General features: G+C 39.4%; 19 protein-coding genes and 1 tRNA gene. 8 read left to right on the top strand and 12 right to left on the bottom strand.

Annotated features, from left to right (window positions below; all coding sequences use genetic code 11):
• Positions 1–47: 47 nt before the first annotated feature.
• Complete coding sequence (locus WG954_RS18985) at positions 48–1016, bottom strand: N-acetylmuramoyl-L-alanine amidase family protein (RefSeq protein WP_340438436.1); 969 nt, start codon at positions 1014–1016, stop codon at positions 48–50.
• 54 nt (positions 1017–1070) lie between these two features.
• Between WG954_RS18985 and WG954_RS18980 the strand changes: the two genes are divergently transcribed.
• Positions 1071–3896, top strand: a complete 2826-nt coding sequence (locus WG954_RS18980; RefSeq protein WP_340438434.1) for a putative LPS assembly protein LptD — start codon at positions 1071–1073, stop codon at positions 3894–3896.
• Between the two features lie 3 nt (positions 3897–3899).
• On the opposite strand, the gene WG954_RS18975 is transcribed toward WG954_RS18980, so the two are convergent.
• Positions 3900–4643 (bottom strand): lysophospholipid acyltransferase family protein, encoded by a 744-nt coding sequence (locus tag WG954_RS18975; RefSeq protein WP_340438432.1) that lies wholly within the window; start codon positions 4641–4643, stop codon positions 3900–3902.
• On the bottom strand, positions 4640–5317 hold the full coding sequence (gene ung, locus WG954_RS18970; protein ID WP_340438430.1) for a uracil-DNA glycosylase: 678 nt from the start codon (positions 5315–5317) through the stop codon (positions 4640–4642). The genes WG954_RS18975 and ung overlap by 4 nt, the downstream gene beginning before the upstream one ends.
• A gap of 153 nt (positions 5318–5470) precedes the next feature.
• On the opposite strand from ung, the gene WG954_RS18965 reads away from it, so the two are divergent.
• From WG954_RS18965 to WG954_RS18945, 5 genes are all read left to right on the top strand, one after another.
• Positions 5471–5544 (top strand) — tRNA-Arg (locus tag WG954_RS18965).
• Between the two features lie 39 nt (positions 5545–5583).
• Positions 5584–5835: a GIY-YIG nuclease family protein gene (locus WG954_RS18960; protein WP_340438428.1), complete on the top strand. Its 252-nt coding sequence runs from the start codon at positions 5584–5586 to the stop codon at positions 5833–5835.
• A 330-nt stretch (positions 5836–6165) separates the two neighbouring features.
• Positions 6166–6588: a hypothetical protein gene (locus tag WG954_RS18955; RefSeq protein WP_340438426.1), complete on the top strand. Its 423-nt coding sequence runs from the start codon at positions 6166–6168 to the stop codon at positions 6586–6588.
• 262 nt (positions 6589–6850) lie between these two features.
• Positions 6851–7225, top strand: a complete 375-nt coding sequence (locus tag WG954_RS18950) for a hypothetical protein (RefSeq protein ID WP_340438425.1) — start codon at positions 6851–6853, stop codon at positions 7223–7225.
• Positions 7226–7544: 319 nt separating this feature from the next.
• Positions 7545–7937, top strand: a complete 393-nt coding sequence (locus WG954_RS18945; RefSeq protein ID WP_340438424.1) for a hypothetical protein — start codon at positions 7545–7547, stop codon at positions 7935–7937.
• A 48-nt stretch (positions 7938–7985) separates the two neighbouring features.
• Here the strand turns inward: WG954_RS18945 and WG954_RS18940 are convergent, their stop codons facing one another.
• On the bottom strand, positions 7986–8342 hold the full coding sequence (locus WG954_RS18940; protein ID WP_340438423.1) for a lipocalin family protein: 357 nt from the start codon (positions 8340–8342) through the stop codon (positions 7986–7988).
• Positions 8343–8429: 87 nt separating this feature from the next.
• Positions 8430–10409 (bottom strand): ABC-F family ATP-binding cassette domain-containing protein, encoded by a 1980-nt coding sequence (locus WG954_RS18935; protein WP_340438422.1) that lies wholly within the window; start codon positions 10407–10409, stop codon positions 8430–8432.
• A 170-nt stretch (positions 10410–10579) separates the two neighbouring features.
• Between WG954_RS18935 and WG954_RS18930 the strand changes: the two genes are divergently transcribed.
• Together WG954_RS18930 and WG954_RS18925 are read left to right on the top strand one after the other, a co-directional pair.
• Positions 10580–11161, top strand: coding sequence for a DUF3347 domain-containing protein (locus WG954_RS18930; protein ID WP_340438419.1), 582 nt, complete (start codon positions 10580–10582; stop codon positions 11159–11161).
• A 140-nt stretch (positions 11162–11301) separates the two neighbouring features.
• Entirely contained in the window at positions 11302–13665 is a 2364-nt protein-coding gene (locus tag WG954_RS18925) for a TonB-dependent receptor (RefSeq protein WP_340438416.1), read from the top strand.
• Between the two features lie 80 nt (positions 13666–13745).
• On the opposite strand, the gene WG954_RS18920 is transcribed toward WG954_RS18925, so the two are convergent.
• The 7 genes from WG954_RS18920 to WG954_RS18890 all read right to left on the bottom strand — a co-directional run bounded on the left by WG954_RS18920 (position 13746) and on the right by WG954_RS18890 (position 21026).
• Positions 13746–14714 (bottom strand): 5,10-methylenetetrahydrofolate reductase, encoded by a 969-nt coding sequence (locus WG954_RS18920; RefSeq protein ID WP_340438414.1) that lies wholly within the window; start codon positions 14712–14714, stop codon positions 13746–13748.
• Positions 14715–14825: 111 nt separating this feature from the next.
• A complete protein-coding gene (locus WG954_RS18915) occupies positions 14826–15758 on the bottom strand; it encodes an alpha/beta hydrolase (protein ID WP_340438412.1) in 933 nt (310 codons plus the stop codon).
• 124 nt (positions 15759–15882) lie between these two features.
• A complete protein-coding gene (locus WG954_RS18910; protein WP_340438410.1) occupies positions 15883–16437 on the bottom strand; it encodes a dihydrofolate reductase family protein in 555 nt (184 codons plus the stop codon).
• 778 nt (positions 16438–17215) lie between these two features.
• Positions 17216–17437 carry a DUF4926 domain-containing protein gene (locus WG954_RS18905; protein ID WP_340438408.1) on the bottom strand — a complete coding sequence of 74 codons (222 nt, stop codon included), beginning with the start codon at positions 17435–17437 and terminating at the stop codon, positions 17216–17218.
• Positions 17438–17556: 119 nt separating this feature from the next.
• A complete protein-coding gene (locus tag WG954_RS18900; RefSeq protein WP_340438406.1) occupies positions 17557–18120 on the bottom strand; it encodes a hypothetical protein in 564 nt (187 codons plus the stop codon).
• A 117-nt stretch (positions 18121–18237) separates the two neighbouring features.
• Positions 18238–20634 (bottom strand): ribonucleoside-diphosphate reductase subunit alpha, encoded by a 2397-nt coding sequence (locus tag WG954_RS18895; RefSeq protein WP_340438403.1) that lies wholly within the window; start codon positions 20632–20634, stop codon positions 18238–18240.
• A 29-nt stretch (positions 20635–20663) separates the two neighbouring features.
• Positions 20664–21026 carry a four helix bundle protein gene (locus WG954_RS18890; RefSeq protein WP_340438402.1) on the bottom strand — a complete coding sequence of 121 codons (363 nt, stop codon included), beginning with the start codon at positions 21024–21026 and terminating at the stop codon, positions 20664–20666.
• Between the last annotated feature and the right edge of the window lie 22 nt (positions 21027–21048).

The following is a 21048-nucleotide window of genomic DNA, read 5'->3' as shown; positions in this document are numbered from 1 at the left end:
GCCGCAATCTAGAAGGGCAGAAACAGCTGTTAAAAAGTGTAAACTAATTACTTACGGGAATTATTAGCCGCATTTTGCACCGCTGGTTTTTCCACCAGGTCTTTGTAGCGCTTGATGGAACGGGCAATGCTTTCAACCATTTGTTGCTGGCCTTCTTCGCTGATCAGGTATTCCTCCTCGGGCCTGTGCGATAAAAAGCCCAGCTCGATCAAAATACTTGGCATGGCAGTGGCCTGCAATACCCAAATACCTTTCTGGCGTTGTTTTACCCCACGGCTAAAGCGGCCGATACCTACAAATTCTTCCTCAACAATAGAAGCCAGCTTTACACTGTTGCCAAAAAACTGTTTGGTCCAGAGTGCTACCTGTTGTTTAACGATGGGGTCGTTAATATTGGCGTTAATAGTGCCATCATCTTCCTCATTGCTGAAAATATTACCGTCTTCCAGAATGAATTCTTCTTTATCGTCCTGCTTGTGAGCGGCAAACACATACGTTTCTGTGCCATGTGCAGGATTGGCGTGGTAATATGTTTTATATACAGGAACTGTTCTTGTTTTCTTTACACGTTTTTTGTTTTTGCCTTTTCCGGTTGTAACATAGTAGGTTTCTTTGCGGGAACCTTCCCTTACTACTTCTCTCAGCTTAGGTACATAGTTGCAGTGGATCGATACAAACAGATCGCCTTTATTATTATTGGCGAATTCAGCACGTGCCTTGTTTTCTACAAAGTAAACTGTAGGTCTCGATTCAAGAATTTTTACTTCAGGCATTTCTTTCTGAAGGATAGTTACCAATCGTTTGGCAACCTCATATGAGATTTGATCTTCTGATACTTCTGTACCAAATGAGCCATGACGTGCACCAATTGTTCCTTTAAAACCATGGCCGGCATCAATAACAATGGTCCTGATCTTTCCTGCTGCTGCAGTATTATTTTTCTTACTGGTGAAGGAGATAGCCACCACACCCACCATCAGCAAACAGGCAATTCCGGGAAACCAGTTCTTGTTCATAGTTCGAATTTCGTTTTGAGTTAGTAATTCAAAAGCAACATTCACAGTTCGTTAATGCAATTGTGGCTATTTTTGTCGCCACCGTATATGTTCCAACGCCGTAAAGTTAATCATAAATCTGTTTTCATCACCGCTGTTGCAGCATTGCTGCTCTATGGCCTAACGGTAAGTGGTCGATCTGCATTTCATTCTACATCAGATTTTCTGCAAGCTTTAACATTTTCCGTAATTGATACAACACCGGTTAAACCAACAAAACAGGCAATCAAGAAACCTGCATTACAGACGAGGGAAGGTTCGGCAGCGCAGCAAAACAGAATGTTAATTGATACGGTGCCTAAAAAAGATACAGTCAATCTTGTCGATTCTTTACAACGCAAGGATTCGTTGGTACAAAAGATCGATACGTTTGATTTTAAACTGTCAAAAGATTCTATTGATGCGCCGGTTGACTTTGAAGCAGAAGATTCAATGGTGATCGATATACCGGGCAAACAGATCTTCCTATATAATAAGGCATCGGTTAAGTTTAAAGATGTAGCACTCGATGCCGCTGTTATACGCCTTGACCAGCCAACCCAGATACTCACTGCTTTTTCTATAAAAGACAGTACAGGAAAACCAATAGGTGTACCCGCCTTTAAACAGGCAGAAAGTGCATTTACATCAGATACCATTCGCTATAATTTTAAAACTCAGCGTGGTTTAACTATCGGCACATATACGCAGGAAGGGGAGATGTTTATTTACGGGGAGAAGGTAAAGCGTATCAGCCCAACCGTTTTCTTTGCAGAGAAAGCGAGATTTACTTCCTGTAATTATGATACACCGCACTTTGCGTTTAAAGCACGTAAAGTAAAATTCATCAGCAATAAAGTGGCCGTTACAGGTTTAGTTCGACCGGAATTTGAAAATGTTCCCATCCCTCTTGGTTTGCCGTTTGGTTTATTCCCCATGAAACAAGGAAGGAGAACAGGATTGTTGCCACCGCAACCGGTAGCGAATGATCAGTTAGGTTTTGGTTTGGAAGGATTGGGTTACTATAAAACGGTTGGTGAATATTGGGACGCCACAATAAGGGCCAACATTTATTCTTACGGGTCGTACAGTTTATTTCTTTCACCAACTTATCGCAAGCGTTACCGCTACAGTGGTGGATTCAACATCAGTTACCTCAATACAAAAATTGGTTTCAAAGGCGATCCTGATTATGTGCCACCTAACCGGAACTTTTCTGTTCAGTGGAATCATAGTCTTGATGGAAAGGCAAGACCGGGACAAACTTTCAGTGCAAGTGTAAACGTTGCAACGAGTTTGTTTAACCGCTATTTCCCCAACAATGCATCGCAGAACTTTAATAACACGTTGCAATCTTCAATAGCTTATCAGCGCACATGGGCGGGGAAACCTTTTAATTTATCAGTAACTGCAAATCATAATCAAAATACCAACCAGAAGCAATACAATATCAGTTTGCCTGACATTGGTTTTACGGTAAACACACTTTACCCGTTCCAGAAAAAAGAATTTGTGGGTACACCTAAGTGGTACGAAAAATTAGGCGTGTCATATAACGGTACGTTCCGTAACCAGTTCTCATTTACTGATTCAACATTTACACTCAAACATTTACTCGATACTGCAACCTGGAGTGCAAGGCATAGTATTCCAATTCAGCTTTCTTTGCCTGCATTGGGCCCATTGCAGGTTGGTCCTGCTATCAGTTACGATGAAACCTGGCACTCACGCACTTTTGTGCGTCGTTGGAACCCTGCAACCAAATCAGTTGAAACAGTAAGTGAAAAAGGTTTTTACCAGGAACGTCAAATGAGTTTTGGTTTGAACTTTAGCACCGCTGTGTTTGGTAAGCTTGATTTTAAAAAGGGAAACGTAAAAGCGTTGCGTCATGTGATTCGTCCAACATTTGGATTAGGATACAGGCCAGATATGAATAAAAGTAAATGGTACCGTGCACAGGTTGATTCAACAGGAAGAGAATTGTGGTTCGATAAATTTAATGGCTCACAGGCCGCTAATATTCCTGATGGCCGTTCGGGATCTATCAATCTCTCGATCGATAATAACCTGGAGATGAAAGTGCGTGATAAAAAAGATACTTCAGAAGCAGCAGATAAAAAGATACGATTGATCGATGGGTTTGGTGTGAGCACCAGTTATAATATGCTTGCCGATTCGTTTGCGTTAAGTGATTTTAATTTTTATCTGCGTAGTAATTTGTTTGAAAAGATCAGTTTAACTGCGGGTGCAAATGTTTCCCCTTACCAGGTTGATCCTAAAACAGGTTTCCGTAAACGGGAATATGCATGGCAGGCCGATAAATTTTCTTTGGGTCGTTTCACCAGTGGGTTTGTGTCAGTAAGTACACAATTCAAAAGCAAACCAAAAGACGAGAAGAAAGAAAAGGAAAAGCAAGAGACAGAACGCAACAGGCGAAATAATGGTGACTACGATGAGCAAAGCCGTGAATTGAATGCAATACAACGCAACCCCAGTGAGTTTGCTGATTTTAATATTCCGTGGAGTTTAAGCCTTAGCTATTCATTGAATCTTAACCGTCAATTAAAACTGGACTACTCCGGCTTTGAAACACTGATCACACAATCAGTGAACTTCAACGGTGACTTTAATTTAACAGAGAAATGGAAAGTGCAGGCAAATGGTACGTTTGATATTCAAACAAAAACATTACAGTATTTAACGACTTCTATTTCGAGAGATTTGCATTGCTGGCAGCTTGCTATCAACGTTACACCGGTTGGTATTTATCGTTCATTCAGCATCAGCATTAATCCAAAATCAGGTTTGTTGCGTGATCTGCGTATCAACCGATCGAAGTTCTTCTATAATTTACCGCAGTAGTTTTTATTTTCTTGATTCAATATAATTCCACATCAACTCGTACACATGTTCACGAAGTTGTTTTACATCATCTTTTCCAAGATCACTGGTTGGAATAGGATCAAGAAAATGCATTTCAATTTTTGAGGGCCAGAAGTAGAAGCCTTTGTTTTGTGGTAACACTTTTTTTGTGTTGAATAACACAGCAGGAACAATTGCTTTATTCGTTTCAATGGCTAAACGGAACGCACCATCTTTAAATTCTTTTAATGGCTGATTGGTTTTGTTTCGTGTTCCTTCCGGATAAATGCACATATGCAAACCCATGTCAAGTACACGCTTCATATAACTATAACTCTTCAACCTGCTTTCTTCACTCTTACGATCAACCAGCACGCTTCCTCTGCGATAGATGATACCAAACAACGGGATTTTCGCCATTTCAATTTTGGCAATTGTTTTATTAGCGCCAGGGATACCGGGTGATGTAACAGGTACATCCATAAAGGAATTATGATTACACACCACTACATAATTCTCACCCTGTTTAAATTTTTCTTTTCCCTTTATTACTAATCGAATGCCCGCCAGTGGCAACCAAACACCCATCCACAATCTCGACATTGAAATAAACAGGCGTGTACGTTTTGGTTCAGGGAAAAGACCCATTGCCCATGTTGGTAGTAAGATAATAAGCATGGTAGCAATAAACGTAAGTAATGCCCAGGCTGCAAAGATTCGTCCCAGTATGTTTTTTAAAACGTTCATGGTAGTTTCCAATCAATAGGTTCAAGTCCTTCTTGCAATAACAACTCGTTTGTCTTTGAAAAATGTTTGCAACCAAAAAAACCTTTATCGGCGCTGAAAGGAGAGGGGTGAGCCGCTTTCAACACATGATGTTTGGTTTCATCGATCAGGCTTTGTTTTTCTTGCGCAAATTTTCCCCAAAGCAAAAACACAACTCCTTGTTTATGATCTGAAATAGTTTTGATCACTGCATTCGTAAAATTCTCCCAGCCAATTTTTGAATGACTGGCAGGTTCATTTGCTCTAACCGTTAGAAAAGCATTGAGCAGCAAAACACCCTGTTGTGCCCATTTAATGAGATTACCATGCTTTGCCGACATACCCACGCCCATGTCTTTTTCTATTTCCTTATAGATATTTATAAGTGAGGGCGGAGGGTTAATTCCATCCTGTACTGAAAAGCAAAGGCCGTGTGCCTGACCAGGCCCATGGTAGGGGTCCTGACCAATGATCACCACCTTTACATTATTGAAGGGTGTCTGTGTAAAAGCATTAAAAATGAGGGAGCCGGGTGGGTAAATCGTCTTGCCCTGTATCTTTTCAGTTTTAAGGAAGGTCACGATCTGCTGAAAATAGGCTTTGCTAAACTCCTGTTTCAGTTCCTCTTTCCAACTATCTTCTATCTGAACATCCATGCACAATACGTTTGGATGCAATGGTACAAAAAATTACCTTTGCTGCCTCTTAATCAAAAGCTGGTCCGGTAGCTCAGCTGGATAGAGCATCCCGATTTCTAAATCGGGAGGGTCAAAGGTTCAAAGACGCTACTACATATTAAGTAAACAGCTGGTCCGGTAGCTCAGCTGGATAGAGCATCAGCCTTCTAAGCTGAGGGTCATTGGTTCGAATCCAATCCGGATCACAAAAAACATCAAATCCCGTTAAACGACGGGATTTTTTTATGCTGTCACACTGTTACATACTTTTTAGTGTAAAGCTTAACAAATACTATGTTGGTTCTACATCCGATCTTGAAAGACGTTTGGACGATCACAACAGAGGTAAAGAGAAATTTAGCAGTACAGGTATCCCGTGGGAATTGGTATATGCTGAACCTTTTGAAGAACTGGCTATGGCCAGAAGAAGGGAGTTGGAAATTAAAAAGAAGATGAGCCGAAAGTATATTGAATCGCTCATAAACTCAGCTGGATAGAGCATCCCGATTTCCAATCGGGAGGGTATTGTGCGAATCAATCCGGATCACAAAAGCCTCATTGATGAGGCTTTTTTCTTGTCGACAAAATTCTACAACCACTTTCTTAAATTAACCTCTATATTTATACCTGAACGATTGCTGGCTAACTTCTTAAGACCCCTCCGTACCAATTTCCTCCGACAAACATCCGCTACCCGGTGTCTCACCGAACAACCTTTTCATTTAGTTGTAATAATGTATTACACGAATATCCAATTCTCCTGAAGATCCGTAAACAAACCTTTGAAAGGCCGTAATCCCAATTGCTTATATAAAAAGAGAAAACGAATGAAAAAGGTTTTAGGTCTTTGCTTCTTTATGCTATGTTTTACAGCAGTCCGTTCACAGGTTTATTTACAAGCCGGAGGAGGTGTGACGACAAATGGTAATGCCGGTGCCGATCTGCAGGTAGGTTATTCATTAAAGAAAAAGACAACAATCGGTGTTGGTTATTTTGCTCTGATCGATAATGCACAGCCGTTATTAATGAATGTTCAGGTGGGTTATAAATTATCAAAAGCGGTTCGGATGTATGGCGGATATGTACGCAAACAAGTATCGAACAGCCACAAATCACTCAACACAAATTCCTGGATAGGAGGTATCGAATACAATACAAAGCGATTCAAAAAAGGAAATTTTTACTATTCAGTAAACTATATCCCTAATTATTTCTTTGCCTGTGTGGGTATGAAATTTAATTATAAGTAAAGCAAAGCCTTGCCTGTATTGAGTTTCAGAAGATGAGCTCACCCGCCATATAAAAAAGAAAGAAAATATTCTTCGAAAAACTTGCATATGTAAAAGAAGACAGTAATTTTACGGTCAGAATTAGATCCGGCCCTAACAAATTTTCTCCACCGATTTAATTCCCTTTTTAATATCTCATATCCGGAAGCCCCTTCCAAGATTCCTCTATTAACCAAATTGATTCCAGTCCTATACCCAAGGTTGTCTTATAATCAATTTGTATATGAAAACGAAATTTGTACCTGTAATTGCTGCCTTCATGATCTTGTTGTGTGTAAACACAGCCACCTCCGGAACTACTTTTTCCAAACAAGTTTGGCCGAAAGTTTATGATGTTCAGTTTGAACAGCAAGGTTTATCTGTTGTACTTCAATGGAAAGCAGATAACGAACCCAAAGACATTTATTACGAGATCGAAACAAGTGCTGATGGCAAAGAATTTAAAACTTCTGCTATTGTATTAGGTGGCTTCGCTAACGATCAACACTACACATACAAGTACAAAGCAAAAAAGTCTACCACTGCAAAAACATTCTACCGCATTAAACAAATGAACAATGATGGCACTTACAGAATTGTAAGCGAGCAATCATTCTAAATATATTCAACGAACTGTTGGTTCTCTTATAGGTAAATACGCCGTCCTTATTCTTAAGGATGGCTTTTTTATTTTCAACCGATAGAGTTAAATTGTTGTTACAGCTGTAGGACAATAACTATAAGTATCATTGGAATATTATTTTTAGTTGACCTAAGCCATCCCAATGCCTGCTACTTATAAAACTCTGAATATTTTACAGCGAGATTTTAGAAATATTCTCTATTTGCATGTTCAATTTTTTCTAATAGCTGTTATTGTTTCTTTCGGATGTAACAGCGGTAAATCTGCTTACCGCAATGAGTCTGAGATAAAATATATGCATCGGTCTTCTGCTACGATCTGGCACGATAAAAAGGCGATTAGGTATCATTCAAAAAATGGTGTGTACACCGTTTCTTTTAAGTATGGTCCCGGGGCAAGCATCTGCACATGGGATACAAGCATCGTAATTACGAATGCGATCACAGAAGCAAGGAAGGCAATGAATATGATGAATCACAAAGAGAACTACTCGTTCATTGATGTTGTTTATACCAGTAGTAATGAAAGGAATGACAGTATCAAGGAGCTGGATCGATACCGGACCTTGGAAAAATTCACATGTTACTACCAGATCCGAATGTCTCTTGGTAATATTTATGATGCAAAGATTATTCGTTGCTATAATGACTTTAATGGGATATTGCCTATTAGACGATATCGTAATTAAATGAAGAGTTCGTTGAACAGGAACGAGACGCATTCACTGCCAACATAATTAAAGTCGTTTATAATTAGTGATTGTCTTTCTTTTACGATCTTTTAAAACAAGTTTTTTCTCAGAAAGCGTTACTATTTCAAATTCAACTTCTAATGTATCAAGTTTTGTAGTGATCGTATTTCTTTCATTATCCATTTTGTATGTACCAACGAAAAATTGATCTAATTTCCCATCACGAAACATTTCTACTCTAAGAGAATCGTTGGGGAAAAAGGTAGCTTTATCACTAAATCCAGTCTTTGGGTATTTTAATTCATCCTGCTCTATTGTCCAGGAACCTAAAACGTCATTTGTATCAATTTTAAATTTACAACTGACAAAAAAAGAGAGAAGTAATATTATCAGAAAACGCATATCGGATATGTATTGCAGATATTGCTTTGATTGTTAAAAAAGTAACAACGTTTGATTATTACCTATCCACTATTACCCACTCACAAATCACCCCGCCTTACTCTCCAGCTCCATAACTTTTTCAAAGGCAGCTTCGTATTCTGCATTCAACTGTTTAAGATCGTTGCTCAGCTTTTGATAAGAAGTCTCCGTTTGCTTGAATTTATCTTTATCAGAATAAGTAGAAGGGTCGGAGAGTTGGGCTTCCATTTTATTTTTTTCAATGGTAGTTGTGTTGATTTTTTCTTCCAACTGCTGCAACATGCGTTGTTGCTTCTGCAACTCTTTCTTCAGTTCTTTATTGATCACCTGCTTGGTATCTGCAACAGGTGACTGTTGTTGTACTACCGGTTTTTCCTCAACTATTTTTTTTACTTCCGTTTTTTTTTCACTGGCAACAAGCTCTTTATTATCGGCAGCTTTCTTTGCCATACGTTCCTTCCACTCTAAGTATTCGTTGTAGGTGCCTTTAAATTCTTTGATCTCTTCATCTACAATTTCCCAGATCTTATTGGCTGTTTGCGAAACAAAGAAACGATCATGACTCACCAAAATAATGCTGCCCTGGTATTTGTTCAATGCTTCGATCAGCAATTCAACCGAATGCATGTCAAGATGGTTCGTCGGTTCATCGAGCATCAGGAAGTTGGCCTTGCTGATGATTGTTTTTGCCAACGCAATTCTTGCTTTTTCACCACCACTTAATACTTTGATCTTTTTATCGATATCATCGCCACCAAATAAAAAGCAACCAAGCAGGGTGCGTAATTCCTGGTCAGTTTTCTGCGTGCTGCAGGTCTTCAATTCGTCAAGGAGTGTATGATTGAGACCTAACGATTCTAACTGGTGCTGTGCATAAAAACTTTCATCAACATTATGTCCCCACTTCCGTTCACCTTCAAATGATTCAACACCGGCAATAATACGCAGTAAGGTCGATTTACCTTTACCATTTGCACCGATCAACGCAATTTTATCGCCCCGTTCAATTTCTGCACTTGCATTCGTGACGATTTTATTAGCGCCGTAATGTTTGCTCACATGTTTTAATTCGCACAATACTTTACCCGGCATTTTATCAACCGCAAAGTTGATGCGGATATTCGGACGGTCATTGGTTGGTGCTTCAATCACATCCAGCTTTTCTAATTTCTTAATAGCCGTTTGTGCAGCAGCAGCTTTACTTGCTTTGGCACGGAAACGTTCAATAAAACGTTCCTGCTGACGGATAAAATCCTGCTGATTTTCAAAGGCCTTCATCTGCAACTCCATCCGTATCTCTTTCTCTTGCTGGTAAAAAGAATAGTTGCCGCCGTAAATATGTAAACCTTGCTGAAACACTTCTACGATCTTGGTGACCATACGATCAAGGAACCAACGGTCATGCGATACAATTACAACCGAACCTTGATAATGCAACAGATATTTTTCTAACCATTCAATACTGGGAAGATCCAGGTGATTCGTCGGTTCATCCAATAACAACAGATCGGGCTGTTGCAGGATCATTTTTGCCAGCAGTACACGCATGCGCCAGCCGCCACTGAATTCTTTATACGGACGTTGCAGATCGGCATTGGCAAAACCAAGTCCCTGCAGAATTTCTTCTGTTTTATGATGGATGTTATAACCATCCAGCGTATCCATTTCGTGGAGCTTATCGCTGTAGAGGTGAAGCAGTGCTTCATCTTCATGATTCTTTTCCAGCTGAATACCCAGTTCTTCAATCTCTTTTTCGAGCAACAATATTTTTTCAAACGCACCCAGCGCCACTTGTAAAATCGATTCACTGGTATCGAAACTCAACAGATCCTGGTGCAGGTAACCAATACTGGTATTGCGGCTGCGGATCACTTCACCCTTGGATGGTTGGTATTCGCCCACCAGCAATTTCAGGAGGGTAGACTTGCCCGTACCATTGTACCCAATCAAACCAATGCGCTCATTGGGATGGATATGCCAGGTAGAATCCTCAATAATAGCTCTTGCACCAAACTCAAACGTTACATTCTGAAAACCAGCTAACATAATTCTTACTTAAAAATGAGCCGCAAAGATAAGGTTTAAGTGCGGGGTGAGAGGTAAGAAGTACGAGGTAATGAGGTACGAACCGGAACCAGCGTATGGGTTTACAACCGCTGACGGGGTTTGGAAGTGCTGCAAACCTCACAGGTCTTATCTTTGCCAAAATTTTTTTTATGAAAAAGACTTTGCTTATCCTCTCCGTTATCTTATCGGCAGTAGCCTGCAAAAACAAAGAAGATAAAACAGAAGAAACAACCACGACTCCTGAACCGAAAGCTGCGGCGGGTTATGCGTACAGTGAAACATTCAATCAATCGATGAACAATGTATTGAATGCATATTACAACCTAAAAGATGCGTTTGTAGCGAGTGATACAGTAAAAGTGAATACAGCCGGTGCCGCATTAAAAACCTTGCTCGACAGTTTAAAGCTGGATGAAGTGCAGAAATTTGATACGCTTGGATTCTCAAGCATCAACGGTCGTGCGGGTGATGTTGCTGCAGAACTCAGTGGTATGTTAGGTGAAAAAGAACTGGCGAAAAAACGTGAATCGTTTGAAATGGTATCGAACGCATTTTATGATATGGTACGTGTAATTAAACCTACAGGTGCAACGATCTATTACCAATACTGCCCGATGGCCTTCGATAATAAAGGTGCTTATTGGCTCAGCAATGCTGACAGCATTATGAATCCTTACTTCGGGAAGAAAATGTTGACTTGTGGCGAAGTAAAGGAAACGTTGAAATTCTAAGAAACGTGAGTGGTAAATCGTTAGTCGTGAGTGGAAACCTACAAGCTGTTTTTATTCACGACTGACGATTCACGATTTCCGACAACAATTGCTGCCGATCGCTTGTAATAGAGGAGACTTTTAAAACGGGATATTTCCGCATGCACTATTTAAAACATGTAGCCGGGTTGCTGATCTGTTTCTTGCTACTTCAATCGTTGAACGCACAGGAGAAATTCACCATCAGCGGATATGTAAAAGACAGCACCAGTAATGAAACCATTATTGGCGCCACCATCAGTGTAAAGGGTCGCACCAAAGGCATCAGCTCCAATCAATACGGTTTTTATTCCATTACACTGGAGAAAGGTGTGCATACGCTAACAGTATCGCATGTTGGTTTTGTAGCGAAAGAAATTGAACTCGATCTCAACAGTAATACACAACTTAACTTCGATCTTGCCCCACGTATTGCCATTGCACAGGAAGTAATTATCTATTCCAAAAAACGTGATCTGAATGTAAAGGCTGCCCAGATGGGTAAGTTTGAATTGAGCATGAACCAGATCCGCTCTGTACCGGCTTTGGCAGGTGAAGTTGATCCGATTAAAGTGCTGCAGTTATTACCCGGTGTACGTAATGCCGGAGAAGGCAACAGCGGTTTGTATGTGCGTGGTGGTGGTCCTGATCAGAATTTAATTTTACTGGACGATGCAGTGGTGTACAATCCCGGTCACTTGTTTGGTTTCTTTTCTGTTTTTAATAGTGATGCGTTGAAGAATGTTAGCTTGATCAAAGGTGGTATGCCTGCTAACTATGGTGGACGTATCAGCAGTGTGGTTGATATTGCCATGAAAGAAGGGAACAATAAAAAGTTCCAGGTGGAAGGCGGAATCGGAACGATCTCTTCACGGGTATCAATACAGGGGCCAGTTGTAAAAGAAAAAGCATCTTTCATTGTATCAGCAAGACGTACTTATGTAGATATTTTGGCGAAGCCCTTCATTAAAAAAGAAAGTGCGTTCTACGGCAGCGGTTATTATTTCTACGATCTCAATACAAAGTTCAATTATAAATTTTCGGAGAAAGACCGCTTGTATGCAAGTGGCTATTTCGGTAGAGATGTGTTTACGTTCAACAATAAAGAACGAAGCTTTGGTGCACGCATTCCCTGGGGTAATTCAACAGGAACAGTTCGTTGGAACCATGTATTCAACAGTAAACTCTTTGCAAATACATCATTAGTGTGGAACGATTACCAGTTTGCATTCGGTGGGACGCAAAGTAATTTCGAGATCAATCTCAACTCAGCAATACGTGATGTAAGTGCCAAGATCGATTTTGATTATTACCCTGTCAGTGGCCACCAGTTGAAATACGGAATTAACTATACCTATCACAAATTCAATCCACAAACAGCCAATGGTAAAAGTGGAGATGTAACATTTGAACCACAAACCGTGAACAATAAGTTTGCGCATGAAATGGCAGCGTATATCATGGACGATTGGGAAGTGAATGATGCCTTGCAAATTAATTACGGTATCCGTTACACCAGTTTTCAACAGGTGGGTCCGTACAAACTGTTTGTAAAAGATGCAGATGGTAATAAGCTCGACAGTACAGTTTATGACAGTAACGATAAAATAAAAACCTACGGTGGGTTTGAACCACGTGTTACGTTTCGCTATGCGTTAGATGACGAAACATCGTTGAAGGGTGCAGTAACACGTAACCTGCAGTTTATTCATTTGGTTAGCAACTCCGGTACAACATTGCCTACCGATATTTGGGTGCCGAGTACTTACAGAGTAAAACCACAAATCGGCTGGCAATATGCTGCGGGTTTTTTTAAGAATTTTAAAGACAACATGTGGGAGACATCGGTTGAAGTGTATTACAAAACCATGCAGAACCAGATCGAATACAAAGAAGGATATACGCCCGGCATTGGTGATCCTGAAGAAAGTTTTGTATTTGGCAAAGGATGGAGTTACGGTGCTGAGTTTTATGTAAACAAAGCAAGAGGAAAGTTTACGGGTTGGATAGGTTATACACTTTCATGGACATGGCGACGTTTCCCTCAATTAAATGATGGTGATAAGTATCCCGGCCGTTACGATCGCCGTCATGATTTGAGCGTTGTTACCAACTATCAGCAAAACAAAAAATGGAAATACTCAGCAGTGTTTGTATTCGGCACCGGTAATGCATTTACGTTGCCTGAACGCTTCTTTTTAGTTGATGGTGTACTAACGCAGCAGTACAGCCGCATCAATCAATATCGTTTGCCTTCTTATCATCGCTTAGATATGTCGGCAACGTTTACACCACAGCCAAAGAAAGTGCGCAAGTTGAAAATGGAGTGGGTGTTTAGTGTGTACAATGCATACAGCCGTCAAAATCCATACTTTATTTACTACGATCAAAAAGGAAATCCTTTGCAGGGCACATTGGAAGTGGAAGCGAGACAGGTATCGTTGTTTCCTATTATACCAAGTGTGACGTTGAATTTTAAGTTATAGAAACACAGATGGCACTGATTTAAATGGATCAAAACGGATTTGATCTGTCCTCATCCGGCTCATAAGTGTTATCTGCGGCTCTATCCAACCGCCACAATACTTTCTACATCATCTTTTTTCCGAACGTTCTTCAATCGATCTGAAATTGCAGTCAGTATTTCAGTTGCTGCATCGATCTCATCTTTCTTGTTCGAAATGCTTTCAACATTAAAGCCAATGGGTATTTGTTTTAATGCAGCAAACTCCATAAGCTCATCAGCGATGAGGATGGATGTTTTAATGGACGTATCTAAAATGTCTTTTGCATTTCTCAGATCATTGTACAACCACTTCGGCACTTCAATACCCAGCCACTTCATAAACTCTAAGGTTTTGATGGAGCCGCAAGGACTAAGTGTAAAAAAGATAGGTTGCAGATCGTAGTTGTTATCAATTGAATCGTAGTAATAGTCGGAGAGGAGGTTCTTCGATTCATACACATTGTACACACATTGCGATACAAAGAAGCTGCATCCTTTTTGTGTTTTATCAAAGATGCGTTTGTTTTCATCGCCTTTTTTTGAATGACGTTCCGGGATAGTAATACCACCAAGCAACAGATGATTGTGCTGCTCTCTTCTCAGATCATAGGCATCAGTCAAAGCAAAATTTGTTTCAGCAATTTGCTGGCTCGATGATGCTCCAACAAAAACAAAGTTTTCAAGATCGCTGTTATTATTCAGCCATTCATTAAAAGTATCCCTTGTTTGGTTGGCAATACTCTTGTAAATAATGCTCGACGTTTTTATACTGCTCAAATAATTCCGGTAGTATTCTTCCGGCGGAACTGTTTGAATAAAAGGAAATGTGCGTTGTTCGTTTGTACGGTGACTTTCATCCTGGATATCATACAAGATCAAACCATCAATAGCAAGATTATTGATACGATCGATCTGCTTGTTAGCAATGATCTGTAGTTTTTCTTTTTCAGTGGTGATCTTTGGAGGAGCAAAGCTGTAAAGCAGTAACCCGTTTTCTCTATTTTCTATCTTTTCTTTTAAAGAGCCCATTAGTTGAAGACTGTTCGATTAAATTGTTGTAAGGCTCAAATTTACGCTGTTATGGGCAATTAAATGAATAACTAAACAGTGTTAGCTTTGGTTCTTTATTGAAGACGGGTTTTACTTTTGATCGAGCATCCATTGTACAAGGTCCTTTGGCTCAACAATACTCCATGAATGAGGATGTCTTGCATTATCAGGTTTTCGATACCCTTTATTTCTGCTGATCATCAATTCAATCTTCTTGTTCCCAAGTCTTTTTAATTCATTGGTCATTGCTGCAAAATCAAAAGCATTCATGATAGAATAGTCAACTCCTTCACTTAGCCACCATAAAATATCCGGTTCCGTGTATAAACGAATAGGCAAATTAACAAGAGGCTTAATAGCATGCTGTGTTGTATCATTAAATGAATAAGGCGATTTCCGGTGATACTCGGATAAATTATCGGATGGACTGCCACCAAATTCTTTCATGAGACGTTTTAGAATATAATTACTTTCTGCCAACCCATCTTCAGTACTATTTGGAAGCTTGGTTTCACGTAGGATGCCATTATACACTCTCTCAAAATCCAACGGTGCATCAATAGCAAAAACTGCAGAGGGTCTCACAGAATAGTTATTAGCGAATGCAAGCTCTGCATATTTTATGGCACATGTGCCTCCAATGGAAAAGCCGCCAAGATAAAAGTTGAGTCCACTTAGTTTATAAGTAGTTGTTACATGCCCTAATAATTCAAGAAACGAAGCCTGCGTTGCTGAATCAAAACCAAAAGAAGAAATGCCTGTCTTAAATGTTGGAATGATGACTAAAATTCCTTGCTGTGCAGCATACCTTGGTAATTCTGTTTGCAGCAACACATCATTTGCTTTTTGGAACATCCCGGGAATTAAAAAAGCATATCCTTTATAGGGAAGTTTAGGTGGGTGAACAACAATATACAGGTTCGATGTGCTGTCTTTCGTATTTAGGTAAATAGTTTCTATTTTCTGTGCAATAGAAAATTGAGACAAGAAAAGAAATAATAAGAGAAGCCTGAGTTTATGCATGATGGTGATTTGAATATGCAGGGAGAAGTTACACAATAATATGGGATGCTTTCTGCTTATATTATAATCACTGCTGCTATTCAGAATAAAAAGCAAGGAGGAAATCAATATTTTCAGGACAGGATCACATTGATTTATAGTTATGCAATACCACACCACTCTTAAATGTTCGTGTGTCAGTAAGTTGTAATTGCAGGGGAGTAGTTAATCCTTTGAACAAAGAACTACCTGCACCAATAGCTACGGGGTCGATCATGATTCCGTATTCATCAACGAGATTTTCCGCTGCTAATGCTGTTAACAACTGTCCACTTCCAAGTATAGTTATATCCTTTGTTGAGTTTTGCTTCAATTGTTTTAGTTGTGCAATAAAATCGCCGCTGATGATCTCGGTATTGCTCCAATCAACTTTTTGAACCGTATTCGATACCACAAGTTTTTTAGCTTTATTCATTCCCTTCGCCACATCAGGAAATTGTTGTGCTGCCATTTCAGTAGGCCAGAACGAAGCCATTATCTCAAATGTTTTCCGTCCAAACAAAAGAATGTTTTCCGATTGTAAACTATCAGCAGAAAATTGTCCTTCTTCTTCGCCGTGGAGGTGCCAGCTGATATCATCATTCAATCCTTTGTAATAACCATCAAGAGAAAGAAAAGTAAAGCTTGATAATGTTGCCATGTGATGTGTTTATATGTACAAACCTAATTCTCATCCTCAATAATTTCAGGGTGTGATCGGGACAAACTACATGGTTGAATGCGTAAAACCAAAGCCTGCTATCGTTTTCTTTGTTCCATAGGAACAATTGCCGGTTAGAATGATGTTGTTGAGTAATGTTCGTGCTGTAGGTACGATTGGTGAAATGATTTTGCTGTTGTGCATGTGTTGTTAGTCAGCCTCGGGACACCAACCGAAAAGAAAAAAAATTAAGCGTATCAGCCGTCAAAAAAATGATTTTGGAAAAGTACTATCAGTAAACGTTTTAATGCCCAACTGATATTTTTTTATTAAGTCAATTACTTGGCCTTCATTAGGAGTGTCTTCTGTAATTCCAAAAGAAGAGTAAAATACAATGCCACCTTTACTTTTAAATTTTGTAGACGGAGATCCAGATCTTTTATGCTTATCAAGTTTCCGTTTAGTTTTATTACTTCATTTTGATCAACAAAAACTCTTAAATAGGTAGTAGTGTCAATAACGGATTTTCTGCATTTTCATTACTATTTTTTTGTGTTTCTGCAGTATTGTTTGAATTCTCATCACTTTTTGTATTGCAACAAAGCATTAAAAAAGGAAGTAACACTATATAATTTTTGAGACTGTTCATTACATACAAATTTATCTGCTTTCTTGCAGGTGACTCTCCTTAAAGAAACTCGCCGTGATTACTACATTTCTTTTCCATTATACAGCGAGTCGGTTTTGTCATACTCGCCTGCGAACGAAAGCTATACATTTAATTAGAACCTGTCCAAACTATCTCACCTATATAACTTTTGTCAACAGTAAACGTCGATTGTCCCTCAAATTCGTAATTTATTCCATCCTGTTTTACAAACTCAACTTCATAGCAATCTTTATCCAGGATTTCAAGAATAACACCTTTCATACCTCTGATTATTGCAGAATTAATGTCTTTGTTAAGAATAAAAACGTCGTATTGTTTGATTGTTTGCATCGTGTTGCTTAACTCTTCTTTTTTTGTAGGCGAGTCTCCTGCAAGGAACGGCCGTGATTAGTACATTTCTTCGTCATTATACGGCGAGTCGGTTTCACCAGACTCGCCTGCGAACGAAGTTAATTTTGCAGGAGTTGTTTTAATTTTTCGTAGTCGCCGTTTTGCCCAAAGGATTCTGTGTTGGCATTTGTCCCAACTATTTTGTTCGCCATACAATCAAAGCAAATTTTTGCTATTCCTACATTTTTGTTATTTCTTTTAAAAATGAGGATGTCACGGTAAATATATACACATGATGTTGCGATGATTTCGTTAACCTGTTTTTCCCTAAAGATATTATCAACTTCTGAGTGTTTTACTTTGCTTAGCGTCCTTTTAGTGTAACCGATTTTTTTAAGTTTATCTACAAAAAATGTATCCTTAATGTTCTGAGGAGCTTCTCCAATTATTGTGATATTTTTTAGTGAGTCTAACGGCGACAAAGGTTTCTTTTCAATTAACTCCAGTAAGTCTTTGTCATTAAAGTCAATGAAATAATGGTCTATTTGATCGTATTCAAAGAATTCTTTCGCAGTTTTAGTTTCAGTATTCTTTATAGTAGCATCGTGGTTGGGCTTCTCATTCGATGTAACGCAAGCAGAGAAAATGGAAAAGAGTATTATTATGTGTGCAAAAATCTTCATCTTTTTGGTGTTCTTTAAAAAAGTAAGGAACATACTAATGTATGCTATAATACAATATCACAAAAAAATCCCCTTGCTTCATCAACAAGGGGATTCCATTTTTACTTTTTTATCATTTTACGAACCGCAACTGATACAGCCATCTTCCATGCTGCAGGTCGGGCCATCTACTTGCGTAGGCTCAATGTCGGTTGTTGTTTTTGCGTTGTTTGTTTTTTCAGTTGAAGGAATCACCGGGCTGATATCTGCACTCGCCTGTTTCTCTACGGTAAACTGCACTGCTTGTGTTGCAGCTTGTGTACGCAGGTAATACATCCCTGTTTTCAAACCTTTCTTCCATGCGTGGAAATGCATAGAGGTGAGTTTAGATGCAGTTGGATTATCCACAAACAAATTCAACGATTGCGATTGACAGATATACGCTCCACGATCAGCAGCCATATCAATGATGTTCCGTTGCTTGATCTCCCAAACCGTTTTGTACAGTTCTTTCACATCAGCAGGTATCTCATCAATGTTCTGGATAGAACCATTGGCTGCAATGATCTTGTTCTTCATGCTGTTGTTCCACAAACCAAGATTCACCAAGTCTTTCAGCAAATGCTTGTTGACAATAATAAACTCACCACTTAATACACGACGTGTGTAAATGTTGGAAGTGTATGGTTCAAAACATTCGTTGTTACCAAAGATCTGTGAAGTGGAAGCAGTAGGCATTGGTGCAACCAATAAAGAGTTACGCACGCCGTATTGTTTTACTTCTTCTTTCAGTGTTGCCCAATCCCAGCGGTCGGTTGGTGTAGTGCCCCACATATCGAACTGGAAAATTCCTTTTGATACAGGTGAACCAGCAAAGGTTTCATACGCACCTTGTTCTTTCGCCAAATCTTTACTTGCAGTCATTGCAGCAAAATAGATGGTTTCAAAAATGTTTTTGTTCAGCATTTTTGCGAGCTCGCTTTCAAACGGCAAACGCAATAAGATGAATACATCGGCCAAGCCCTGTACACCTAATCCAACAGGACGGTGTTTCATGTTCGATGTTCTTGCTTCTTCAACAGGATAATAATTGTTGTCAATGATTTTGTTGAGATTTTTGGTTACCTGGTAAGTAACATCATATAATTTCTGGTGATCGAATTTTCCATCAATTACAAAACGGGGGAGCGCCAATGATGCAAGGTTACAAACCGCTACTTCATCAGGACTTGTGTATTCCATGATCTCTGTACACAGGTTTGAACTTTTGATGGTACCGAGGTTCTGTTGATTTGATTTGCTGTTGGCAGCATCTTTATACAACATATACGGTGTACCTGTTTCGATCTGCGATTGCAGAATAGCAAACCAAAGGTCTTGTGCCTTGATTGTTTTTCTTGCTCTTCCTTCTGCTTCGTATTTCGTATAAAGCTGTTCAAATTCTTCGCCCCAGCAATCACTTAAGCCCGGTGCTTCATTTGGACAGAACAAACTCCATTCACCATTTGCTTCCACACGTTTCATAAACAGATCGCAGATCCACAATGCAAAGAAGAGATCTCTTGCACGCATTTCTTCTTTACCATGGTTCTTACGCAGATCAAGGAATTCAAATACATCTGCATGCCATGGTTCGAGATAAATAGCAAACGCACCTTTACGTTTACCACCACCTTGATCAACATAGCGTGCAGTATCGTTAAATACTTTCAGCATTGGAATGATACCGTTGCTGGTACCATTGGTGCCACCGATATAACTACCTGTTGCACGGATATTATGAATAGCCAAACCAATACCACCTGCGCTCTGCGAAATCTTCGCCGTTTGTTTCAGCGTATCATAAATACCATCAATGCTGTCTTCCTTCATGGTTAAAAGAAAACATGAACTCATTTGTGGTTTTGGTGTACCTGCGTTAAAGAGAGTAGGAGTGGCATGCGTCATCCAACGTTCACTCATTAAGTGATAAGTCTTGATGATGCTGTCAATATCTTCTTTATGAATACCAACGGCCACACGCATGTACATGTGTTGCGGACGTTCAGCAATTTTTCCATCGATCTTTAAGAGATATGATTTTTCCAGCGTTTTAAAACCGAAATAATCAAAAGCGAAATCACGATCGTAAATGATGGTGCTGTCTAACAACTCCGCATTGTCTTCAATGATCTTCATTACATCATCAGCGATCAACGGTAATTTTTTACCGGTTGCTTTATCAACATAGTTGTAAAGATTTCGCATTGTCTGCGAAAAACTCTTGATGGTGTTCTTATGCAGGTTGCTCACGGCAATGCGTGAAGCAAGAATTGCATAATCAGGATGTGTGATTGTTAATGATGCAGCCGTTTCGGCTGCGAGGTTATCGAGGTCAGTTGTTGCAACGCCTTCGTAAATACCTTCAATTGTTTTCTTGGCAACATCAATAGGGTTCACCATCGGACTGAGGCTGTAACTCAGCTTCTCAATCCTTGCGGTTACCTTATCGAATTTTACCGATTCTGTTTTTCCGTTCCGTTTAACTACAAACATAATGGGATGTATGATTTGTGATGTATGAATTATGATTTGTTATTGTTCGTCTTTACTGTCTTTACCGTAGCAACAAAAATGCTCACCAGTTCGTTTCCTTCTTTGAGTAATGGCTCTGTAATGTTTGATGCAATTAATTTCGCTTCTGTTATTACTTCTAACCAATACATGCTCTCATCAGCTTCTTCTATTACTATTTCCAGTTTATAAATAAAATCAGCGGTTGACTTTGCTCTGCATGCAGCCCGATAATTTGCACCTACAGAACCTCCTGAACGGATGAGCTGCTTTGCTAATTCAAAACCTGCTGTAGTTTTAGGGAGTTGTTCGCAGACCTTTATTATTTCAATGTGAAATTTTTTGGTTCTGATTTTCAACTCTTCCTTTGTCATAGTGCTGTTCTTTAATTGTTTG

It is taken from the genome of Lacibacter sp. H375, from assembly GCF_037892425.1.
Lineage (GTDB): Bacteria > Bacteroidota > Bacteroidia > Chitinophagales > Chitinophagaceae > Lacibacter.
This window is presented reverse-complemented; position numbering and strand designations above follow the sequence as displayed.